Origin of the sequence: Novosphingobium sp. CF614 (assembly GCF_900113255.1) — a bacterium.
In the GTDB taxonomy this organism is placed as follows: Bacteria; Pseudomonadota; Alphaproteobacteria; order Sphingomonadales; family Sphingomonadaceae; genus Novosphingobium.
The window spans coordinates 85,690-102,483 of sequence record NZ_FOOR01000011.1 but is presented as its reverse complement, the minus strand read 5'-3'; the positions used below and the strand labels follow the sequence as shown (position 1 = coordinate 102,483).

Below are 16,794 nucleotides of genomic sequence, written 5' to 3'. Positions count from 1 at the left end.
GACCTCAAGGCATGGCAGCGCAATCCCGATCCCAAACGGGCCAGAGCCCTGCGCGCCCGCTTCGATCGCATCTTCACCAGGCTCACCGGCAACGTGATGCTGGACCGGCTCCTGACGCGTCTTCATCGTCAGAAAGCCTCGCTGCTGCGCGTCCTCGAGTGCCCCGAGATCCCGCTGCATACCAACGGTTCGGAAAACGACATCCGGGCCTTCGTCACCAAGCGCAAGATCTCCGGCGGAACCGTCAGCGAGGCCGGAAGGATCGCTCGCGACACCATGATCGGCCTCATGAAAACATGCGCCAAGCTCGGGATCTCGTTCTACAAGTTCCTCGGTTGCCGCTTCGCCGTTCCCAAAGCACGACACATTCCCTGGTTGCCAGACCTCGTCATCGCAGCTCAGGCATAAATGCCCCGGGTTCTGCCCCGGTTACGTGCAATTCGGAATAATACACTGAAAAATAATCGTTCTATCCGGTAAGCTGTTGATCTAAATCCGCCGGTATCGAAAGTACCAGACCTTAACAGGGCTTTGAACATCGCCAGCGGCGGCCATGCCGGCTCGCCCTTGGCTGCCGAATAGAGTGGATCGAGCAGCATTGCGACCTGGCTCCAGTCGATCAGCGATACCAGCGCCTCGATCGACGAAGCCGCCCGCTCGCGCCCTGCAAAACCAAACTGCTCCTGTCCAATCGAACGTCGCGCCACCTGCCGCTCTCCTCCTGGGAAAGCCTATAGAATCAGCAATCAACGCTCCTGTCTACGACCACCCGCGCACAGGTCTCATAACGCATGCTCGTATTACTGCGGCACCGGCAGCGGAGCCTCCACGGTTGCCTTGGCGCTGGCATCCTCGGCGGCGTCCTGTTCGGCCTGCTGGCGCTTCTGTTGTTCGAAATAGGCTTTCTCGGCCTCTTCAACGCGTTGCTGCTGGGCGGCCGCATCAGTGTCGATGGCCGAGAGGCGCTTCTGGCGTTCGGCGGCGATCAATTCGCTGAACTTGACGTCGCTGCCGTTCTTCTTCTCGGCATAGGCGCGATCGATCAGCTGCTGGGTGCAACCGAGCGAACCGCCCGCGCCGACCGGCGAGCAGCTGAGGGTCCCGAAAGCGCCGACCGTTTCGTAGGCTTGGACTTTGTTGGTCCAGGCATCCGCCTTGGGCGAATCGATCCCACGCAGCGGTGCGGGAATGCGGTAGCGTTCCTCTTCCGGCTTGCGGGCGCAGACCGTAATCTCACCCTCGGCCGAGGCCGGGCAAGGGTCCTCGCCATAGACGATAAGCTGGTTGACCTTCTCGCCGTCCGGGCTCCCGGCCTCGTCCTGCGCGGCGGCGGGCATGGCCGTCAAAGCCAAGCCCGCCAGGAGCAGGCCCGAGGCGACAAGGGCGGCGGCAGTCGGACGGCGCGGCATCGGCATGCTCCAATCAATCGAATTGCTGTGTTTCAGGCCCCTTGATAGGGGCGCCCGGGGTTGAACGATAGCTTAAGCATGGTCCGGCACCTTGCCCACGATCAAACAAACCCGCGGATCGTCAAATCCGCTCCGAAAGCTTGATGGCGGCGCGGCAACCCAGCCGGATTGCGTTGAACAGCAGCGGATAGGCCGGCGCCTTTTCCGCCCCCGCCGCCAGCGCCGCGTCGCGGTGCTCACGCTCGTCCTCGCGGAATTCACGAATCGCGTCGCCAAGTTCGGGGTCTTCGCCGCCCAGCTCATCGAGCTGCTCGCCATAGTGCCGATCGATCTCGGTTTCGATCGCGGCGGTGCAGGCCATGGCCGCTTCCGGACCGATCAGGGCCGTCACCGCGCCAAGGGCGTAGCCGGCGGCGGACCATACCGGCTGCAGCAAGGTGGGACGCACGCCGCGCTTTGCCATCATCGCCTCGAAGCGGGCACGGTGATCGGCTTCCTGCGCGGCCATGCCCGCGATTTCGGTCGCCTGCGGCGCGCGGGTGCCCATCACGGCCAGTTGCCCCGCATAGATGCGCGTGGCGCCGTACTCGCCCGCCTGGTCGACACGCAGCATGCGCGCACTTCGGGATGAGGTCATGATCGCACCTTTCCGCCACCTTGTCCGCCACCTTGCGCCAAGAGAACGAACACCGCCAGCGCCCCGGCGGTGGAAATGAGGAAGTTCCAGCCCGCCAGCGATATTCCGAACAAGGCCCAAGGCGCCACGTCGCAGCGGATCACGGGGGCGCTCATGATCGCTTCAAGCGGATCGCCGCCCGCCGCGAAGGGGCTCGCGGTGCAAGCGGTCAGGCCTTTCCACCAGCCGTACTCGACCCCGGCATGAAACCCGCCGATGAGCCCCGAAACGAGGATTCCCAGCGCCGCCATCGCCACCAGCGGCCGTACCGGGCGCCAGAAGAAGGCCAGCGCGGCGAAGGCGATCGCGAACATGTGCGGATAGCGCTGCCACCAGCACATCTCGCAGGGGTGCAGGCCGAATCCGTACTGGCTGACATAGGCTCCGCCCAGCAGCGCGGTGGGAACGGCCAACGCCAGCCAGCGGGCAACGCGCAGCGGCGTGGCGACGGGAATGGCCATTGTCTCTGCCCTCTGGTCTGCCTGTGTCCCGTCCGTCAGTCCTTGCTCTGGCCCTGTGCGGCGGCGAGCGCGGGCTTGCCAGCGGTGCGTTCCAGCGTGCTGATCGCATAGTGCAGCTGGAAGTCGGTAATCCCTTCCTTCTTCAGTTCCTCGGCGGAGACCTTGAAGCGCGGATCGTCCATCTTGTCCGTTTCCAGCTCCTTGTCGTCGAGCGACGCCTCGTTGATGAGATGGCCGCGCAAATCCGATTCGCGCACGGCGCGCTCGGCCCGGGCACGCGCATCCGGATCGGAGAGCTGCGGCACCTTGATGTCAGGCACGATGCCGCCTTCCTGGACCGAATGACCCGAAGGGGTGAAATAGCGCGCCGTGGTCAGCTTCACCGCGCTCTTGGGATCGAGCTGGATGAACGACTGGACCGAACCCTTGCCGAAAGTGCGCTCGCCCATCACCACCGCGCGGTGCTGGTCCTGGAGCGCGCCTGCGACGATCTCGGAAGCGGAGGCCGAGCCGGCATCGACCAGCACCACCACCGGCAGGCCCTTGGCGACGTCACCCTTGAACATGGATTCAGCACGGTAGAACTGGTTCTCGCTGGCCAGGCGCCCGCGCTGCGAAACGATGTCGCCCTTGTCGAGGAACAGGTCCGACAAGGCCACCGCCTCGTCCAGCGAGCCGCCGGGGTTGGACCGCAAGTCCAGCACCAGCCCGACCAGCTTGCCGCCGCCCTTGAGCGCCGCCTGCTTCTTGAGGTCGGCAACCGCCTGGTTCACATCGTTGCCGACATTGCGCGAAAACTCGTTGACGCTGATGACACCGATATTGTCCTTGAGTTCCCAGGTCACCGGTTCCAGCTCGATCACGCCGCGCGTCACCGTCACGTCGAAGGGCTCGTCGCGGCCCGGGCGATAAATGGTCAGCCGGATCGCGGTTCCGGCCGGTCCGCGCATCTTCTCCACCGCCTCGTCAAGGTCGCGCTCGTAATAGAGCACGCCGTCGAGATGCGTTATGTAATCGCCGGCCTTGAGCCCCGCCTTCTCGGCCGGGCTGCCCTTGAACGGCGAGATGATCTTGACCGCGCCGTCGTCCTCGATGACGGAGAGGCCAAGGCCGGTGTATTTGCCGTCGATCATCGTCTCCAGCCGCTGGAGCGAGGGACCGTCGAGATAGTTCGAATGCGGATCGAGGCTGGCGAGCATGCCGTCGATCGCACCCTTGAGCAGCTTGTCATCGTCCACCGGGTCGACATAGTTCTGCTTCACCAGCTCGTAGATGGTGAAGAGCTTGTCGAATTCGTGGTTGGCACGGCTGTCCACCGCAGCCAGCCCGGACGTCGCCGCAGGGAGCACGGCGACGGCGGAAACCAGCAGCGTGGCGCGCATCAGGGGAGCGAGTTTCATCGGGCGATATGCCTCTCGTTCTTCACGTCCACCCTACACCGGGCGGAGTATTCGCGCCCGATCCTATCGATCCTTCGCGGCAAATGCCAGCGGCGCGCGTTGCAGGAAGCGACGGAAACGGGATTCGCATCATAGCGAGCGAATATATTGCAGGGGGTTAACGGGCTCACCGTCGCGGCGCAATTCGACCATCACCTGCGGCTCGCCCGGGCCGGTCATGCCGAGGGGCGATCCCGCGACCACGGTATCACCCACCGCCACGTCGAGACGGGCGAGGCCGGTGACCAGCGAAGTCCAGCCGCCCTCATGCTCGATGATGACGATGCGCTCATAGCCGCGATAGGATCCGGCAAAGGCCACGCGGCCCGGCGCGGGGGCGACAACTTGGGCATTGGCGCGCGTCGCCAGCACCAGCCCGACCGAACGCGCCTGCCCGGGCACATCCTCGCCGAAGCCGGTCAGCACCCGGCCGGTCGCGGGGAGCATGTAGCTGGGCAGCCCCTCGGGCGGCGGCGTGAACTGCGAGGCTTCCAGGACTTGCGCCTCTTCGGGGCGCGGCGGGCGCATGATCGGGCCGGGCAGCGCCGCCAGCTGCTCGCGCAGCTCGCCCTGCTTGCCCACCTCCTCCACCAGCTCGCCAAGGTCGCGCGCCTTTTCCGCCAGGGCCAGCGCCCGCTCGCTCTCGCGCGCGGCTATGCCGGATGCTTCGCGGCTGGCCAGCCGCTGGCCCGATTCGATGACGGCGAGCTGCCTGCGGCGCTCCCCCATCTCGTCCTGGGCCTGCCGCAATTCCATCGTGGCCGCCTGCGCCTGCACCTCCAGCACTTTCGCGCGCTGAAGCTCCGCTCGCAGGTCCGCCGTGCGCCGTTCCACTTCAGGCAGCATCGTATCGAGCAGCGCGCGCATGTAGACCGCGTCGCGCACCGTGCCGGGGCGCAGCAACGCGAGCACCGGGGGCCGGCGTGAAAGGCGCTGCAACGAACCGGTCAGCCGCACCAGAGGCTCCTGCCGCTCGGCCAGCCGCGCGCGCAATTCGGCCCGCTGCGAGGCGATCAGCGCGATCTTCGCCCGTTGCGCGGCGATCGCCGCCTCGGTCTCCTGGATGCGCGCCGCCACCGCCGCCGCCGCGCGCGCGGTCCGGTCGGCCTTCTCGGTAACCGCGCGCGCGCGCGCTTCGAGCTTTTCCGCCCGCCGGCGCGCCGCCTCGCCTTCGCGCCGGGCGGCCAGCATATCCTCCTGCGCCCTGGTCGCATCGACCGCCGGATCGAGCACGGCGAACGCGCCCTGTTGCGTCAAGGCCCGGCCTGCCAGCACGGCGACGATGCAGGCGGCGGCAATCAGGACGGGGCGCGTGACAGGCTTCACGGCGGATTAACTAGGACAGCGCGAGTCCCGCGGAAAGAGGGAACCGGCCACACGCACGGGAAGAAGGGACCGACGCACTCGATGCCGGCCCCTTCCCCATTCCGCCGAGGGGCGGTTTCGCGTTATTTCGCGGCGTTGACGTCGTCGGTGGTAACCGGAGTTATCTTGATTTCGACGCGGCGGTTGAGCGCGCGGCCTTCCGGCGTCGCGTTGTCGGCAACCGGGTAGTTTTCGCCCATGCCCTGGGTCTGGATGCGGGAGGAGGAGACGCCGCGGCTAATCAGGTAGCGCGCGACCGAATCGGCACGGCGTTTGGACAAGTCCATGTTGTAGGTTTCCGAACCGGTCGAATCGGTATGGCCGTAAACGTCGATCAGGCTGTTGGGGTACTGGACCATCGACTGTGCGACTTTGTCCAGGCTTGCCTGGAACGCTGGGCTGATCGCGGTGGAATCAACGGCGAACGTCACGTCCGGCAGATTGACCAGGATGCCGTTGCCTTCCTGCGAGACGTCGATGCCCGAACCGGCGGTCTGCTCCTTGAGCTCCTTGATCTGCTTGTCCATCTGGTAGCCCACGACACCGCCAGCGACGCCGCCGATGCCCGCGCCGACGATGCGCGCGGTCTTGCCGCCGATGACGCTGCCCAGCAGATAACCCAAGCCCGCACCGCCGATTCCGCCGATGGCCGTGCGCGAAACCTTCTTCTCTCCGGTATTGGGATCGGTGACGCAGGCAGACACCGCGATGAGCGACAGAATCGCCGCTGCCGATGTAATCAGGCGCGATTTGTTCATGATTATGGCCCTTCCTCTGTATGAACCTTGCCCGGTTTCTGTGTGGTAGTGAACATGAATGGCAAATGGATGATGGTGTCAGAACACGCCTGGGAACCTTGTGTTCCCTCTGGCGCTCGCAGGCGGCCGCGACGATCGAAATGCAAGCCGCCCTTCGCGAACGCGGCAATCTCTGCTAGCGCTGGCATATTGTGACGCCATTCCCCTGGACCGACCTCTTCATCATCGCCGGCCTGATCCTGCTCAACGGTCTGTTCTCGATGTCGGAGCTGGCCATTGTCTCGGCCCGTTCGGCACGCCTCAGGGTCGCGGCCGAGAAAGGCAGCGGCGGCGCCAAGGCCGCGCTCGAACTCGCGGCCGATCCGGGCAAGTTCCTGTCGACCGTGCAGATCGGCATTACCCTGATCGGCATCATCGCGGGCGCCTATTCGGGCGCGAGCCTGGGCGGGCCGGTGGGTGAACGGCTGGTGATGGTGGGCGTGCCCGAACGCTTCGCGGCGGAGGCGGGCTTTGCGCTGGTAATCATCGCCACCACTTACGCCAGCCTGGTGATCGGCGAACTCGTCCCCAAGCAGCTGGCGCTGCGCTTGGCGGAGCCGGTGGCGCTCGCCATGGCTCGGCCGATGGTCTGGCTGGCCCGGATGATGGCCCCGATCGTCTGGCTGCTCGACAAGTCGTCGGGAGTGATCCTGCGCCTGTTCTCGATCCGGGGCGGCGGCGGCGAGCAGCTGACCGCCGAAGAGCTGCACATGATCTTCGCCGAGGCCACCCGCTCGGGCGTGATCGAGGAAGAGGAACGGATGATAATGACCGGCGTCATGCGCCTGGCCGACCGCCCGGTGCGCGAGCTGATGACCCCGCGCAACCAGATCGACTGGATCGATCTCGACGCCGACGAAGCCGCGCTGCGCGCCAAGATCGAAGCTTCGCCGCATTCGCTGCTGCCGGTAATCGACGAAGCTTCGCCCGACAATGTGGTCGGCATCCTCAAAGTCAGGGAAGTGCTCGCCGCGCTGGTCGCTGGGCGCCCGGTGGATATCCGCGCCATGATGCGCAAGGGCGAAGTGATCCCCGATCAGCTCGATGCCATGGACGCCTTGCGCAAGCTGCAAACCGCCGAAGTGGCGATGGCCGCGGTGCATGACGAATACGGCCACCTTGAGGGGCTCGTCACGCCGTCGGACGTGCTGGCGGCATTGGCGGGCACTTTCGTCAGCCACCGCGACGATGGCGACGAGCCGCTGGTGGTCGAGCGCGAGAACGGATCGCTGCTGGTTTCGGGCGCGATGCCCGCCGATGCGCTGGCCGGCCGGCTGGAGATGGCCCTGCCCGAGGATCGCGAGTTCGCCACCGCCGCCGGCTATGTTCTCGCCGTGCTCAAGAAAGTGCCCAAGGAAGGCGAGCATTTCTTCGACCAGGGCTGGCGCTTCGAAGTGGTCGACATGGACGGCCTCAGGATCGACAAGATCCTGGTCGAGCGCGAGGACGACGAACACGGCGAGGAAGGGGTGTCCGGCGACTGACGCCGCCGGCCCAGGCAGGCCCGACGTCTTGGTCGGTGGCTTCGCCGCCCTCGCAACGACCCCTCCCGACGACAAGGGGGGAAGGGGGAAGGGGAACAAGAGTTCCGATCAATGGAATCCGGCATTCCTCGCGGATCGTTTGAAAGGATGGCCGTTTCGGCTCCTCCTCGCCTTGACCCAAAGGAAAACCCCGGCCGTTTCCGACCGGGGTTTGCCGTAATCCTGCGATGCAGCGCGGGTTCAAAGCTTCGAAGTCAGCTCCGGCACGGCGGTGAACAGGTCCGCCACCAGGCCGATGTCGGCGACCTGGAAGATCGGGGCGTCCTCGTCCTTGTTGATGGCGATGATGGTCTTGGAATCCTTCATGCCGGCAAGGTGCTGGATCGCGCCGGAGATGCCGACGGCGATGTAGATTTCCGGGGCGACGATCTTGCCGGTCTGACCGACCTGATAGTCGTTGGGCACATATCCCGCGTCGACCGCGGCGCGGCTGGCGCCGACCGCCGCACCGATCTTGTCGGCGAGCGGCATGATATATTGCTCGAACGTGGCCGAGTCCTTGAGCGCGCGGCCGCCCGAGACGATGATCTTGGCGCTGGTCAGCTCCGGACGCTCAAGCTTGGCAAGCTCCGCGCCCACAAAGCTGGACAGCCCCGCATCACCCGGACCGGCGACATCCTCGATGCCGGCCGAACCACCGGTGGCGGCGGCCTTCTCGAAGGCGGTGCCGCGCACGGTGATGACCAGCTTGGCATCGCTGCTCTCGACAGTGGCGATGGCATTGCCCGCGTAGAACGGACGCGTGAAGGTCTTCTCGCCCTCGACCGAGAGGATGTCTGAGACCTGCATCACGTCGAGCAGCGCGGCGACGCGCGGCGCGACGTTCTTGCCGGTGGTGGTGGCGGGCGCGAGGAAAGCGTCGTGGCTGGCCATCAGCTCGGCGATCAACGGCGCCAGGTTTTCGGCCAGGCCGTGACCGTAGGCGGCATTGTCGGCAAGGTAGACCTTGGCGACACCGGCGATCTGCGCGGCGGCCTCGGCCACGGCGCGGCAGCCGGAGCCGGCGACGAGCAAGTGGACCTCACCCAGCTTCGAGGCGGCCGTGACCGTGGCGAGCGTCGCATCCTTGAGCGACGCGTTGTCGTGTTCGACCCAAACGAGAGTCTTCATGTTCATGCTACTCCCATTTCCTTGAGCTTGGCGACGAGCGCATCGACGTCGGGCACCTTGATGCCCGCCTGGCGCACCGGCGGCTCGGTGACCTTCAGGGTCTTGAGGCGCGGGGCGGTCTCGACGCCGTAATCGGCCGGCGATTTCACGTCGAGCGGCTTCTTCTTCGCCTTCATGATGTTGGGCAGCGAGGCGTAGCGCGGTTCGTTGAGGCGCAAGTCGGTGGTGACGATCGCCGGCATCGCCAGCTTGACCGTCTCGAGGCCGCCATCGACCTCACGCGTGACCGAGACGCTGTCCCCGTCGATCACCACCTTCGAAGCGAAAGTGCCCTGGGGCCGGCCGAGCAGCGCGGCGAGCATCTGGCCGGTCTGGTTCGAATCGTCGTCGATCGCCTGCTTGCCCAGGATCACCAGGCCGGGATTCTCGTCACCGACGATGGCCTTGAGGATCTTGGCGACCGCGAGCGGCTCGACCTCGTCGTCGGTTTCGACCAGGATCGCGCGGTCGGCGCCCATGGCGAGCGCGGTGCGCAGCGTTTCCTGCGCCTTGGCCGGGCCGACCGAGACCGCGATGACCTCTTCGGCCTTGCCCGCTTCCTTGAGACGGATGGCTTCCTCGATCGCGATCTCGTCGAACGGATTCATGCTCATCTTGACGTTGCTCAGGTCAACGCCGCTGCCGTCGGACTTCACCCGCGGCTTCACGTTGTAATCGATCACCCGCTTCACGGGGACGAGGATTTTCATTGCGATCAGTCCTCTCACTGCGGCGCGGCAAGGGGTTTAACCGCGCGATTAAATCGGTCGGAGGCCGCTATTGCGCCCCGCGCGCCCGGCGTCAAGCCTTCGTGCCGTCGGATCGCGCCGATGTCACGGTGCAATTGACATGGGCCTAGAAGGCAATCCAGGGCACGGCGCCGGCGTGAAATGCGCGCGGCGGAGACCGGTGTGATCCCCGCCGCGGTAACGATCTCGCCGCGCGGCGCCGGGGCGCGGCGATCAGGCCGCCTTCTTGACTTCGGCGACGATCTTCTGGGCGGCATCACCAAGGTCGTTGGCCGCCACGATCGGCAGGCCCGAATTGGCCAGGATATCCTTGCCCTGCTGGACATTGGTGCCTTCGAGGCGGACCACCAGCGGAACCGAGAGGTTCACGTCCTTGGCCGCCGCGACGATGCCCTCGGCGATGATGTCGCACTTCATGATGCCGCCGAAGATGTTGACGAGGATGCCCTCGACCGCCGGGTCCGACAGGATGATCTTGAACGCCTCGGTGACCTTCTCCTTCGAAGCGCCGCCGCCGACGTCGAGGAAGTTGGCCGGGAAGGCGCCGTTGAGCTTGATGATGTCCATCGTCGCCATGGCCAGGCCCGCGCCATTGACCATGCAGCCGATGTTGCCGTCGAGCTTGATGTAGGCAAGATCGTACTTGCTGGCTTCGATCTCCGCCGGGTCTTCCTCGGTCTCGTCGCGCAGTTCCATCACGTCGGGATGGCGGTAGAGCGCGTTGGGATCGAAGCTCATCTTGGTGTCGAGCACCAGCAGCTTGCCGTCCTTGGTCTCGACCAGCGGGTTGATCTCGAGCATCGCGCAGTCGAGCGCCACGAAAGCGTCGAAAAGCTGCTTGGTGAGCTTCTGGGCCTGCTTGTTGAGATCACCGGTCAGCTTGAGGCCGAAGGCGACGGCGCGGCCGTGGTGCGGCTGGAAGCCCTCGGCCGGGTCGACGGTGATGGTGGTGATCTTCTCGGGAGTCGAGTGGGCGACTTCCTCGATATCCATGCCGCCCTCGGTCGAGGCGATGATGGCGACGCGGCCGGTCTTGCGGTCGACGAGCATCGAGAGGTAGTATTCCTTGGCGATATCGACACCATCGGTCACATAGAGACGATTGACCTGCTTGCCGGCTTCACCGGTCTGGATGGTGACCAGCGTGTTGCCGAGCATTTCCTTGGCGAATTCTTCCACTTCCTCCACCGACTTGGCGAGGCGCACACCGCCCTTGGCGTCGGGACCGAGTTCCTTGAACTTGCCCTTGCCGCGGCCGCCGGCGTGGATTTGGGCTTTCACGACATAGAGCGGCCCGGGAAGCTGCTTCGCGGCGGCAACCGCTTCCTCAACGGTCAGGGCGGGGATGCCGGCGGGGATGCCCACGCCAAACTTCGCAAGCAGTTCCTTGGCCTGGTATTCGTGAATGTTCATCGCTGAATCGCTTTCTGCTGGAGTTTCGTAGAAAGGCGCGGGGAGCCGGCGTTTTTTGCAGCGCCGCATAAGCACATCGCCGCGCGCTTGAAAAGTCCCGTTCCCCGCGCGATTTCATCGCCACGGCCCGAAAGAAGATTTCCCGAATGATCGATCGCCACAGACTCGAAGCCATCGTCCGCGAAGCCGGGCGCATCGCGCTGGCCGGCTGGCCGGGCGACGGCCATGTGCTCGACCACTGGGAGAAGTCGCCGGGCAATCCGGTCTGTGCGATCGACCTGGAAGTGGATTCCTTCCTCAGGCACGAACTGCGCGCGCTGCTGCCCGCCGCCGGCTGGCTTTCAGAGGAAACCACCGACGCGCCCGAGCGGCTCGGCGATTCGCTCGTCTGGCTGGTCGACCCGATCGACGGAACCCGCGATTTCATTCGCGGGCGCGATGGCTGGGCGGTATCGGTGGCGCTGGTCAACAATGGCCGGCCATTGTTCGGCCATCTCTATGCCCCGGCACGGCGGCGCGACGAACAGGGCGAATTCTGGTTCGGCGAGGCCGGCAAAGGATCCTGGCGCAACGGCACGCGGCTGGCCGCCAGCCGCCGCCAGTCGCTCGCCGGTGCACGGGTGCCGGCCCGCAAGCTCGCGCCCGAGGATATCGACCTGCAAACAGTCGACCAGCCCAATTCGATCGCGCTGCGCATGGCGATGGTCGCCGCCGACGAGGCGGACCTGCTGGCCACCCTGCGCTGGGGCTACGAATGGGATATCGCCGCCGCCGGACTGATCGCCCGCGAAGCCGGCGCCGTCGTCACCGACGCCTTCGGCCAGCCGCTCAACTACAACAAGCACGACCCGCGTGCTTTCGGCGTGCTGGTCACATCCTACGCCATCCACGGCGACGCGGTGGAGCGCCTCGCCGACCGGGCGCGCAAATTCTCCGCGTGACGGGCAAAGCGGCGTGGACGCGCGGCGCACGCGCCGGGTCGCTCACCTGCTCAGCCCGACCGGTGATAGGGATGTCCCGCCAGGATCGCCGTCGCGCGCCATAGCTGCTCGGCCAGCATCGCCCTTGCCATCAGGTGGGGCCAGGTCATCCGGCCCATACACAAGAGGTGATCGGCCCGGGCGCGGGCTTCGTCGCCGTGGCCGTCGGCAGCGCCGATCAGGAACCGGCATTCGCGCACGCCTTCATCGCGCCAGCGGCCGAGGAGGGCGGCGAATTCCTCGCTCGACATCGCCTTGCCGCGTTCGTCGAGCAGCACGTCGCGGCTGGGCGTCTGGGACGGGGGCGGTATCTTGCCGCCCACGTCGGGAAGCTCGCTGTGCCTGAACGGCCAGGTGATGCGCCGGGCATAGCGCTCCAGCAACTCGGCCTCGGGCGAGCGGGCGATCTTGCCCCTGGCGATGACGTGTAGAAGCATGGCCTTGGCATGCACGGCACCACGGCGCCGATCCGCGCTTGATCCTCTCTATTGACCCGGCCCCTTCGCGGCCGGGCTATTCCTCTCGGTCAGGCCGCACCGGACGGTCCGTCGAAGCCCCACATCCTCTCGAGGTTGTAGAAGCTGCGCACTTCCGGGCGGAAGAGATGGACGACAACGCCGCCCGCATCGACCAGCACCCAGTCGGCCGCCGGCAGACCCTCTATGCGGGGATTGCCGAAGCCGCCGTGTTTGAGCCGCTCGCCGAGTTTCTGCGCCATCGCGGCAACCTGCCGGGTCGAACGGCCCGACGCGATCACCATATAGTCCGCAATGCTGGATTTGCCTTCGAGGTCGATGGTCACGAGTTCCTGCGCCTGATCGTCGTCAAGGGACTGCAGGACAAGGGCCAACAGCGGATCGTCGCTTTCGACCATCGCCGGGGGCGTGATGCCGGTCGAAACCGGCTGTAGGTGTGCCTGTGGCATCTAGTTGGGTACTGCTCCTTTCAGGGATCGTCCGGGCAGGATGGAAACCATCGTCCCGTGCTCGATCGTGTGCTGGGTATGCCGGATGGGCAAAAGAAGGGCCGCTGGGCCGTTCACGCTGCCGTTCCGGGGATGGGGCGGTGCGTGACGGCGTCGCGCGAAAGTCCGGTAGGAGACTTCCGGGCCCAGTCCGGATCGGCGCGGCGCAATGCCGTTGCCGACCGCGTGTCGGGATCGAATCGCAATGTCACTAGCGCGGGTGCGCTCCACCTTTCCGGATGGACCAGACTGGATCGGGGCCTCCGGATTCGCCCCAAGCAGGCCATCGCGGGGCTCGCGAGGGCAGCAGCATCATACCCTGGACGCGCGATCACCGCAATCGGCATCAATTTCGCAATGTCGCGCCAGTGTTTCCACTTGTGGAACTGCGCAAGATTGTCCGTTCCCATCAGCCATACGAAGCGCCGCCGGGGATAGCGCAGCAGCAGCGCGCGCAGGGTATCGACGGTAAAGCGCGTGCCCAGTTCGCGCTCGATCGCGGTGACGCGAATAGGCGCACGCCGCGCCTGCCTGCGCGCCGAGGCGACGCGCGTGGCCAGCGGCGCCATGCCGGCGGCGGGCTTGAGCGGATTGCCCGGCGAAACCAGCCACCACGCCTCGTCGAGCGCAAGCGCCTTCATCGCGAACAGGGTGATGCGCCGATGCCCGCCATGCGCCGGATTGAAGCTGCCGCCCAGCAGCCCGGTGGCCGGGCCGCGACGCTTGCGCACGGCCATCCCGTTCAGGGACGCGCCTGCCCGCTGCCGCGCACCTGCCATTTGTACGTGGTCAGCCCCTCCAGCGCGACCGGCCCGCGAGCATGAAGACGGCCGGTGGCGATCCCGATCTCGGCACCGAGGCCGAATTCCCCGCCATCGGCGAACTGGCTGGAGGCATTGACCATGACGATGGCGCTATCGACTTCGACAAGGAAACGCTCGGCCGCCGCTTCGTCGCCGGTAACGATCGCGTCGGTGTGGTGCGAGGAATGCGCGGCGATGTGTTCGAGCGCCGCGTCGAGCCCATCCACCACCGCCACCGAGAGCACGGCGTCGAGATACTCGGTATCCCAATCCTCCTCGCTGGCGGGCAGCACGCGGGGGTCGAGCGCCTGCGCGCGGGCATCGCCGCGCAGCTCGCAGCCGGCATCGAGCAGTCCCGCGACCACCGAGGCGCTTTCCGGGAACTGCGTGTCGAGCAGCAGCGTCTCCATCGCCCCGCAAATGCCGGTACGGCGCATCTTGGCGTTAAGCGTTACCTTGCGCGCCATCTCCGGATCGGCGGCGGCGTGCACATATGTGTGACAGATGCCGTCAAGATGCGCGAGCACCGGCACCCGGGCGTCGGCCTGCACACGCGCAACCAGGCTCTTGCCGCCGCGGGGCACGATCATATCGATGAGCCCCGCCGCGGTCAGCATGGCTCCGACCACCGCGCGGTCCTGCGTGGGCACCAGTTGGATCGCGGCGGCGGGGAGGCCGACGTTTTCCAGCCCTTCGGCCAGGGCCGCGCGAATCGCCCCGTTCGAATGCAACGCCTCGCTGCCTCCGCGCAGCAGCACCGCGTTGCCCGAACGCAGGCACAGCGCAGCGGCATCGGCGGTAACATTGGGGCGGCTTTCATAGATGATCCCGATCAGGCCGATCGGGATGCGCACCCGGCTGAGTTTCAGGCCATTGGGCCGTTCGGTCGCTTCGATAACCTGCCCGACCGGATCCGGCAGGGCGGCGACCTGCTCCACCGCGTCGGCAACGCCCGCCAGGCGCGTGGCATCGAGTCGCAGGCGGTCCAGCATGGCGCCGCTCAGGCCCTTTGCCTCGCCGGCCGCAAGGTCGCGCGCATTGGCTTCGAGGATCGCCGGCTGCGCGAGGCGCAGCGCGGCGGCGGCGGCACGCAGCGCCTCGGCCTTTTGCGCATCGCTCAGCCGCGCGAGCACCCGCTGTGCCGCGCGGCCATCGCGGGCGAGGCGCGCAACCAATGCTTCAGGCGATTCGGCAACCATATCGGCGGGCATATCGGCGGGAGTAGTCTGCACGTTCATCGCCGCCGCCTAGCACTCCAGCGCGCGATTGTCACCGATCCCGCATGGCCCGGCCGCGACGGGCACGGCTTTTTGCCTGCCGAGGGTCCGATGCGTTAACTGCAAATAAGCATAGTTCCCTCAACTCGTCGCGCCTTTTGTTCGCTTCATCCGGATTCAGCAAAGGACCGGGCCAGGCCGATTCGCCTTTGCGGCCCTCCCTTGCTAGCCAGCCGTCCCGGGACTGAGATAGCAAATTTCAAGCGGGGTCGTTTTGAAATCCACATCTGCGGGGGCGTTCCTCTCACGCCTCAAGGCCGCGTTTCCCGACCGCGAGTTCATCATGCGGTCGCAGGGACAGGTTCGTTTTATCCGTATCTCGTCGCGCCTGCAGATCGCGGCGACAAGCGTCGTGGCCGCTCTCCTGGTGGCCTGGCTCGGCACGATGGGTACCATCGCCGTGACCCGCCTATCGGCCAGCAGCGAATATGCCGCCCTGCTTCACCGCGAGGCCGCCGTCACCAGTGCCGAAAGCCGTGTCGAGGCCTATCGCGACAACATCGACAACACCGCCGCCGACCTCGCCCGCCGCCAGCACTTCATCGAGCAGATGGTGGAAGCCCATATCGGCGATCTGCCCGACGACAAGCAGGCCGGAGAAACCGTCTCCGACAGCGCCGGCGAAGCCGCCGAAACCGTCAAGAAGGTCAGCGCTGTGGTTCCCGAGGCACGCGGCCTGGCCCGGATCGAAGCCGAACAGCTCGCATTCGCCGAACGCCTGACTCGGTACGCCGACCGCCGCGCCGCCGCCGCCAGCGCGGCGATCCGCCGGCTGGGCCTCAATCCCAACGCGATGATCGCCGGCTCGAGCCGGGCCGAGGGTGGTCCGCTGATGATCCTCGCCACTTCGGCCGATGGCACGCTTGATCCGCGCTTCCAGCGGATGGGCGCCAGCCTTGCCCGCATGGGCGCGCTGGAGAACGGGCTTGCATCGATCCCGCAGGTGAGCCCCGCGCATGTCGCCTATGTCTCGTCCAGCTACGGCTTTCGCGCGGACCCGTTCACCGGCGGCGCCGCGTTCCATGCCGGTCTCGACTTTCCCGGCCCGCTCGGCTCGCCGATCTATGCCGCCGCCAAAGGCATGGTCAGCTTCGTCGGCCAGCGCCAGGGCTACGGCAACTGCATAGAGATCAGCCACGGGAACGGGTTGATGACCCGCTATGCCCATCTTTCAGGCTTCCGGTCATACGTGGGCAAGGAAGTGGGCGCCGGCACGGTGATCGGCGCGATGGGCAGCACCGGCCGCTCGACCGGCCCGCACCTGCACTTCGAAGTCCGCATCTACGACCGCCCGGTCAATCCGCGCCCCTTCCTCGAGGCAGCCCGCAATGTTCAGCAAGAAATCCGGTAACATGGCCAAGGCTCCCGCGAGCGCCCGGCCCGCCGGCGCCTCGACTTTCTCGATGCTCGGCTCAGATACCGCGATTACCGGCAATATCGAAGCGAGCGCAGATCTGCATATCGACGGCCGCGTCGAAGGCGACGTCGCCTGCAGCGCGCTGGTGCAGGGCGAAAGCAGCGAGATCACCGGCGCCATCCGCGCCGAAACGGTGCGGATCGCCGGAGCCGTGCACGGCACCATCGCGGCGCGTGAAGTGGTGATCCTGAGGACCGCCCGGATCGAGGGCGACGTGGCCTACGACACGCTCACCGTCGAACAGGGCGCCCGCCTCCAGGGCCGGCTCAGCCCCAACGGAGGCCAGACCCCGCCTGCGATCGCCCAGCTTCCCAAGTCGCACGAGGCGGAGCTGGTGCTGGCGGAGTGAGG

The 16,794-nt window shown here is 66.4% G+C and carries 19 protein-coding genes; 5 read left to right on the top strand and 14 right to left on the bottom strand.

Annotated elements, in window-relative coordinates:
* The coding region (locus tag BM052_RS13270) for an IS66 family transposase (RefSeq protein ID WP_143084844.1) at positions 1 to 408 on the top strand (408 nt) is incomplete at its 5' end.
* On the opposite strand, the gene BM052_RS19530 is transcribed toward BM052_RS13270, so the two are convergent.
* The 7 genes from BM052_RS19530 to BM052_RS13240 form a co-directional block, all read right to left on the bottom strand.
* Positions 399 to 707 carry a transposase gene (locus tag BM052_RS19530; protein ID WP_143084843.1) on the bottom strand — a complete coding sequence of 103 codons (309 nt, stop codon included), beginning with the start codon at positions 705 to 707 and terminating at the stop codon, positions 399 to 401. The genes BM052_RS13270 and BM052_RS19530 overlap by 10 nt on opposite strands.
* Before the next feature lie 93 nt (positions 708 to 800).
* Positions 801 to 1,409: a hypothetical protein gene (locus tag BM052_RS13265; protein ID WP_091147653.1), complete on the bottom strand. Its 609-nt coding sequence runs from the start codon at positions 1,407 to 1,409 to the stop codon at positions 801 to 803.
* A gap of 121 nt (positions 1,410 to 1,530) precedes the next feature.
* Positions 1,531 to 2,046, bottom strand: a complete 516-nt coding sequence (locus BM052_RS13260) for a demethoxyubiquinone hydroxylase family protein (RefSeq protein ID WP_091147628.1) — start codon at positions 2,044 to 2,046, stop codon at positions 1,531 to 1,533.
* Positions 2,043 to 2,546 carry a disulfide bond formation protein B gene (locus BM052_RS13255; protein ID WP_091147627.1) on the bottom strand — a complete coding sequence of 168 codons (504 nt, stop codon included), beginning with the start codon at positions 2,544 to 2,546 and terminating at the stop codon, positions 2,043 to 2,045. The genes BM052_RS13260 and BM052_RS13255 overlap by 4 nt, the downstream gene beginning before the upstream one ends.
* Before the next feature lie 35 nt (positions 2,547 to 2,581).
* A complete protein-coding gene (locus BM052_RS13250) occupies positions 2,582 to 3,946 on the bottom strand; it encodes a S41 family peptidase (protein WP_091147625.1) in 1,365 nt (454 codons plus the stop codon).
* Between the two features lie 129 nt (positions 3,947 to 4,075).
* Positions 4,076 to 5,311, bottom strand: a complete 1,236-nt coding sequence (locus BM052_RS13245) for a murein hydrolase activator EnvC family protein (protein ID WP_177198471.1) — start codon at positions 5,309 to 5,311, stop codon at positions 4,076 to 4,078.
* A gap of 122 nt (positions 5,312 to 5,433) precedes the next feature.
* Positions 5,434 to 6,108, bottom strand: a complete 675-nt coding sequence (locus tag BM052_RS13240) for a YiaD family glycine zipper/OmpA-like lipoprotein (RefSeq protein ID WP_091147623.1) — start codon at positions 6,106 to 6,108, stop codon at positions 5,434 to 5,436.
* 191 nt (positions 6,109 to 6,299) lie between these two features.
* On the opposite strand from BM052_RS13240, the gene BM052_RS13235 reads away from it, so the two are divergent.
* Complete coding sequence (locus BM052_RS13235; protein ID WP_091147622.1) at positions 6,300 to 7,631, top strand: hemolysin family protein; 1,332 nt, start codon at positions 6,300 to 6,302, stop codon at positions 7,629 to 7,631.
* 240 nt (positions 7,632 to 7,871) lie between these two features.
* Here the strand turns inward: BM052_RS13235 and BM052_RS13230 are convergent, their stop codons facing one another.
* The 3 genes from BM052_RS13230 to sucC form a co-directional block, all read right to left on the bottom strand.
* Positions 7,872 to 8,801, bottom strand: a complete 930-nt coding sequence (locus BM052_RS13230; RefSeq protein WP_091147649.1) for an electron transfer flavoprotein subunit alpha/FixB family protein — start codon at positions 8,799 to 8,801, stop codon at positions 7,872 to 7,874.
* 2 nt (positions 8,802 to 8,803) lie between these two features.
* Positions 8,804 to 9,550, bottom strand: coding sequence for an electron transfer flavoprotein subunit beta/FixA family protein (locus tag BM052_RS13225; protein WP_091147620.1), 747 nt, complete (start codon positions 9,548 to 9,550; stop codon positions 8,804 to 8,806).
* Positions 9,551 to 9,802: 252 nt separating this feature from the next.
* A complete protein-coding gene (sucC, locus tag BM052_RS13220; protein WP_091147618.1) occupies positions 9,803 to 11,002 on the bottom strand; it encodes an ADP-forming succinate--CoA ligase subunit beta in 1,200 nt (399 codons plus the stop codon).
* A 146-nt stretch (positions 11,003 to 11,148) separates the two neighbouring features.
* On the opposite strand from sucC, the gene BM052_RS13215 reads away from it, so the two are divergent.
* A complete protein-coding gene (locus BM052_RS13215; protein ID WP_091147617.1) occupies positions 11,149 to 11,943 on the top strand; it encodes a 3'(2'),5'-bisphosphate nucleotidase CysQ in 795 nt (264 codons plus the stop codon).
* A 50-nt stretch (positions 11,944 to 11,993) separates the two neighbouring features.
* On the opposite strand, the gene BM052_RS13210 is transcribed toward BM052_RS13215, so the two are convergent.
* The 4 genes from BM052_RS13210 to BM052_RS13195 form a co-directional block, all read right to left on the bottom strand.
* Positions 11,994 to 12,419 (bottom strand): 23S rRNA (pseudouridine(1915)-N(3))-methyltransferase RlmH, encoded by a 426-nt coding sequence (locus BM052_RS13210; protein ID WP_091147647.1) that lies wholly within the window; start codon positions 12,417 to 12,419, stop codon positions 11,994 to 11,996.
* Between the two features lie 89 nt (positions 12,420 to 12,508).
* Positions 12,509 to 12,907: a ribosome silencing factor gene (rsfS, locus tag BM052_RS13205; protein ID WP_369821534.1), complete on the bottom strand. Its 399-nt coding sequence runs from the start codon at positions 12,905 to 12,907 to the stop codon at positions 12,509 to 12,511.
* Between the two features lie 113 nt (positions 12,908 to 13,020).
* Complete coding sequence (locus tag BM052_RS13200) at positions 13,021 to 13,683, bottom strand: nicotinate-nucleotide adenylyltransferase (RefSeq protein WP_255406129.1); 663 nt, start codon at positions 13,681 to 13,683, stop codon at positions 13,021 to 13,023.
* 5 nt (positions 13,684 to 13,688) lie between these two features.
* The gene (locus tag BM052_RS13195; RefSeq protein ID WP_177198470.1) at positions 13,689 to 14,987 is read right to left on the bottom strand and encodes a glutamate-5-semialdehyde dehydrogenase; all 1,299 of its coding nucleotides are present in this window, start codon (positions 14,985 to 14,987) and stop codon (positions 13,689 to 13,691) included.
* Positions 14,988 to 15,240: 253 nt separating this feature from the next.
* Between BM052_RS13195 and BM052_RS13190 the strand changes: the two genes are divergently transcribed.
* Positions 15,241 to 16,377 (top strand): M23 family metallopeptidase, encoded by a 1,137-nt coding sequence (locus BM052_RS13190; RefSeq protein WP_255406128.1) that lies wholly within the window; start codon positions 15,241 to 15,243, stop codon positions 16,375 to 16,377.
* A gap of 1 nt (position 16,378) precedes the next feature.
* On the top strand, positions 16,379 to 16,792 hold the full coding sequence (locus BM052_RS13185) for a bactofilin family protein (protein ID WP_091147613.1): 414 nt from the start codon (positions 16,379 to 16,381) through the stop codon (positions 16,790 to 16,792).
* Positions 16,793 to 16,794 lie beyond the last annotated feature (2 nt).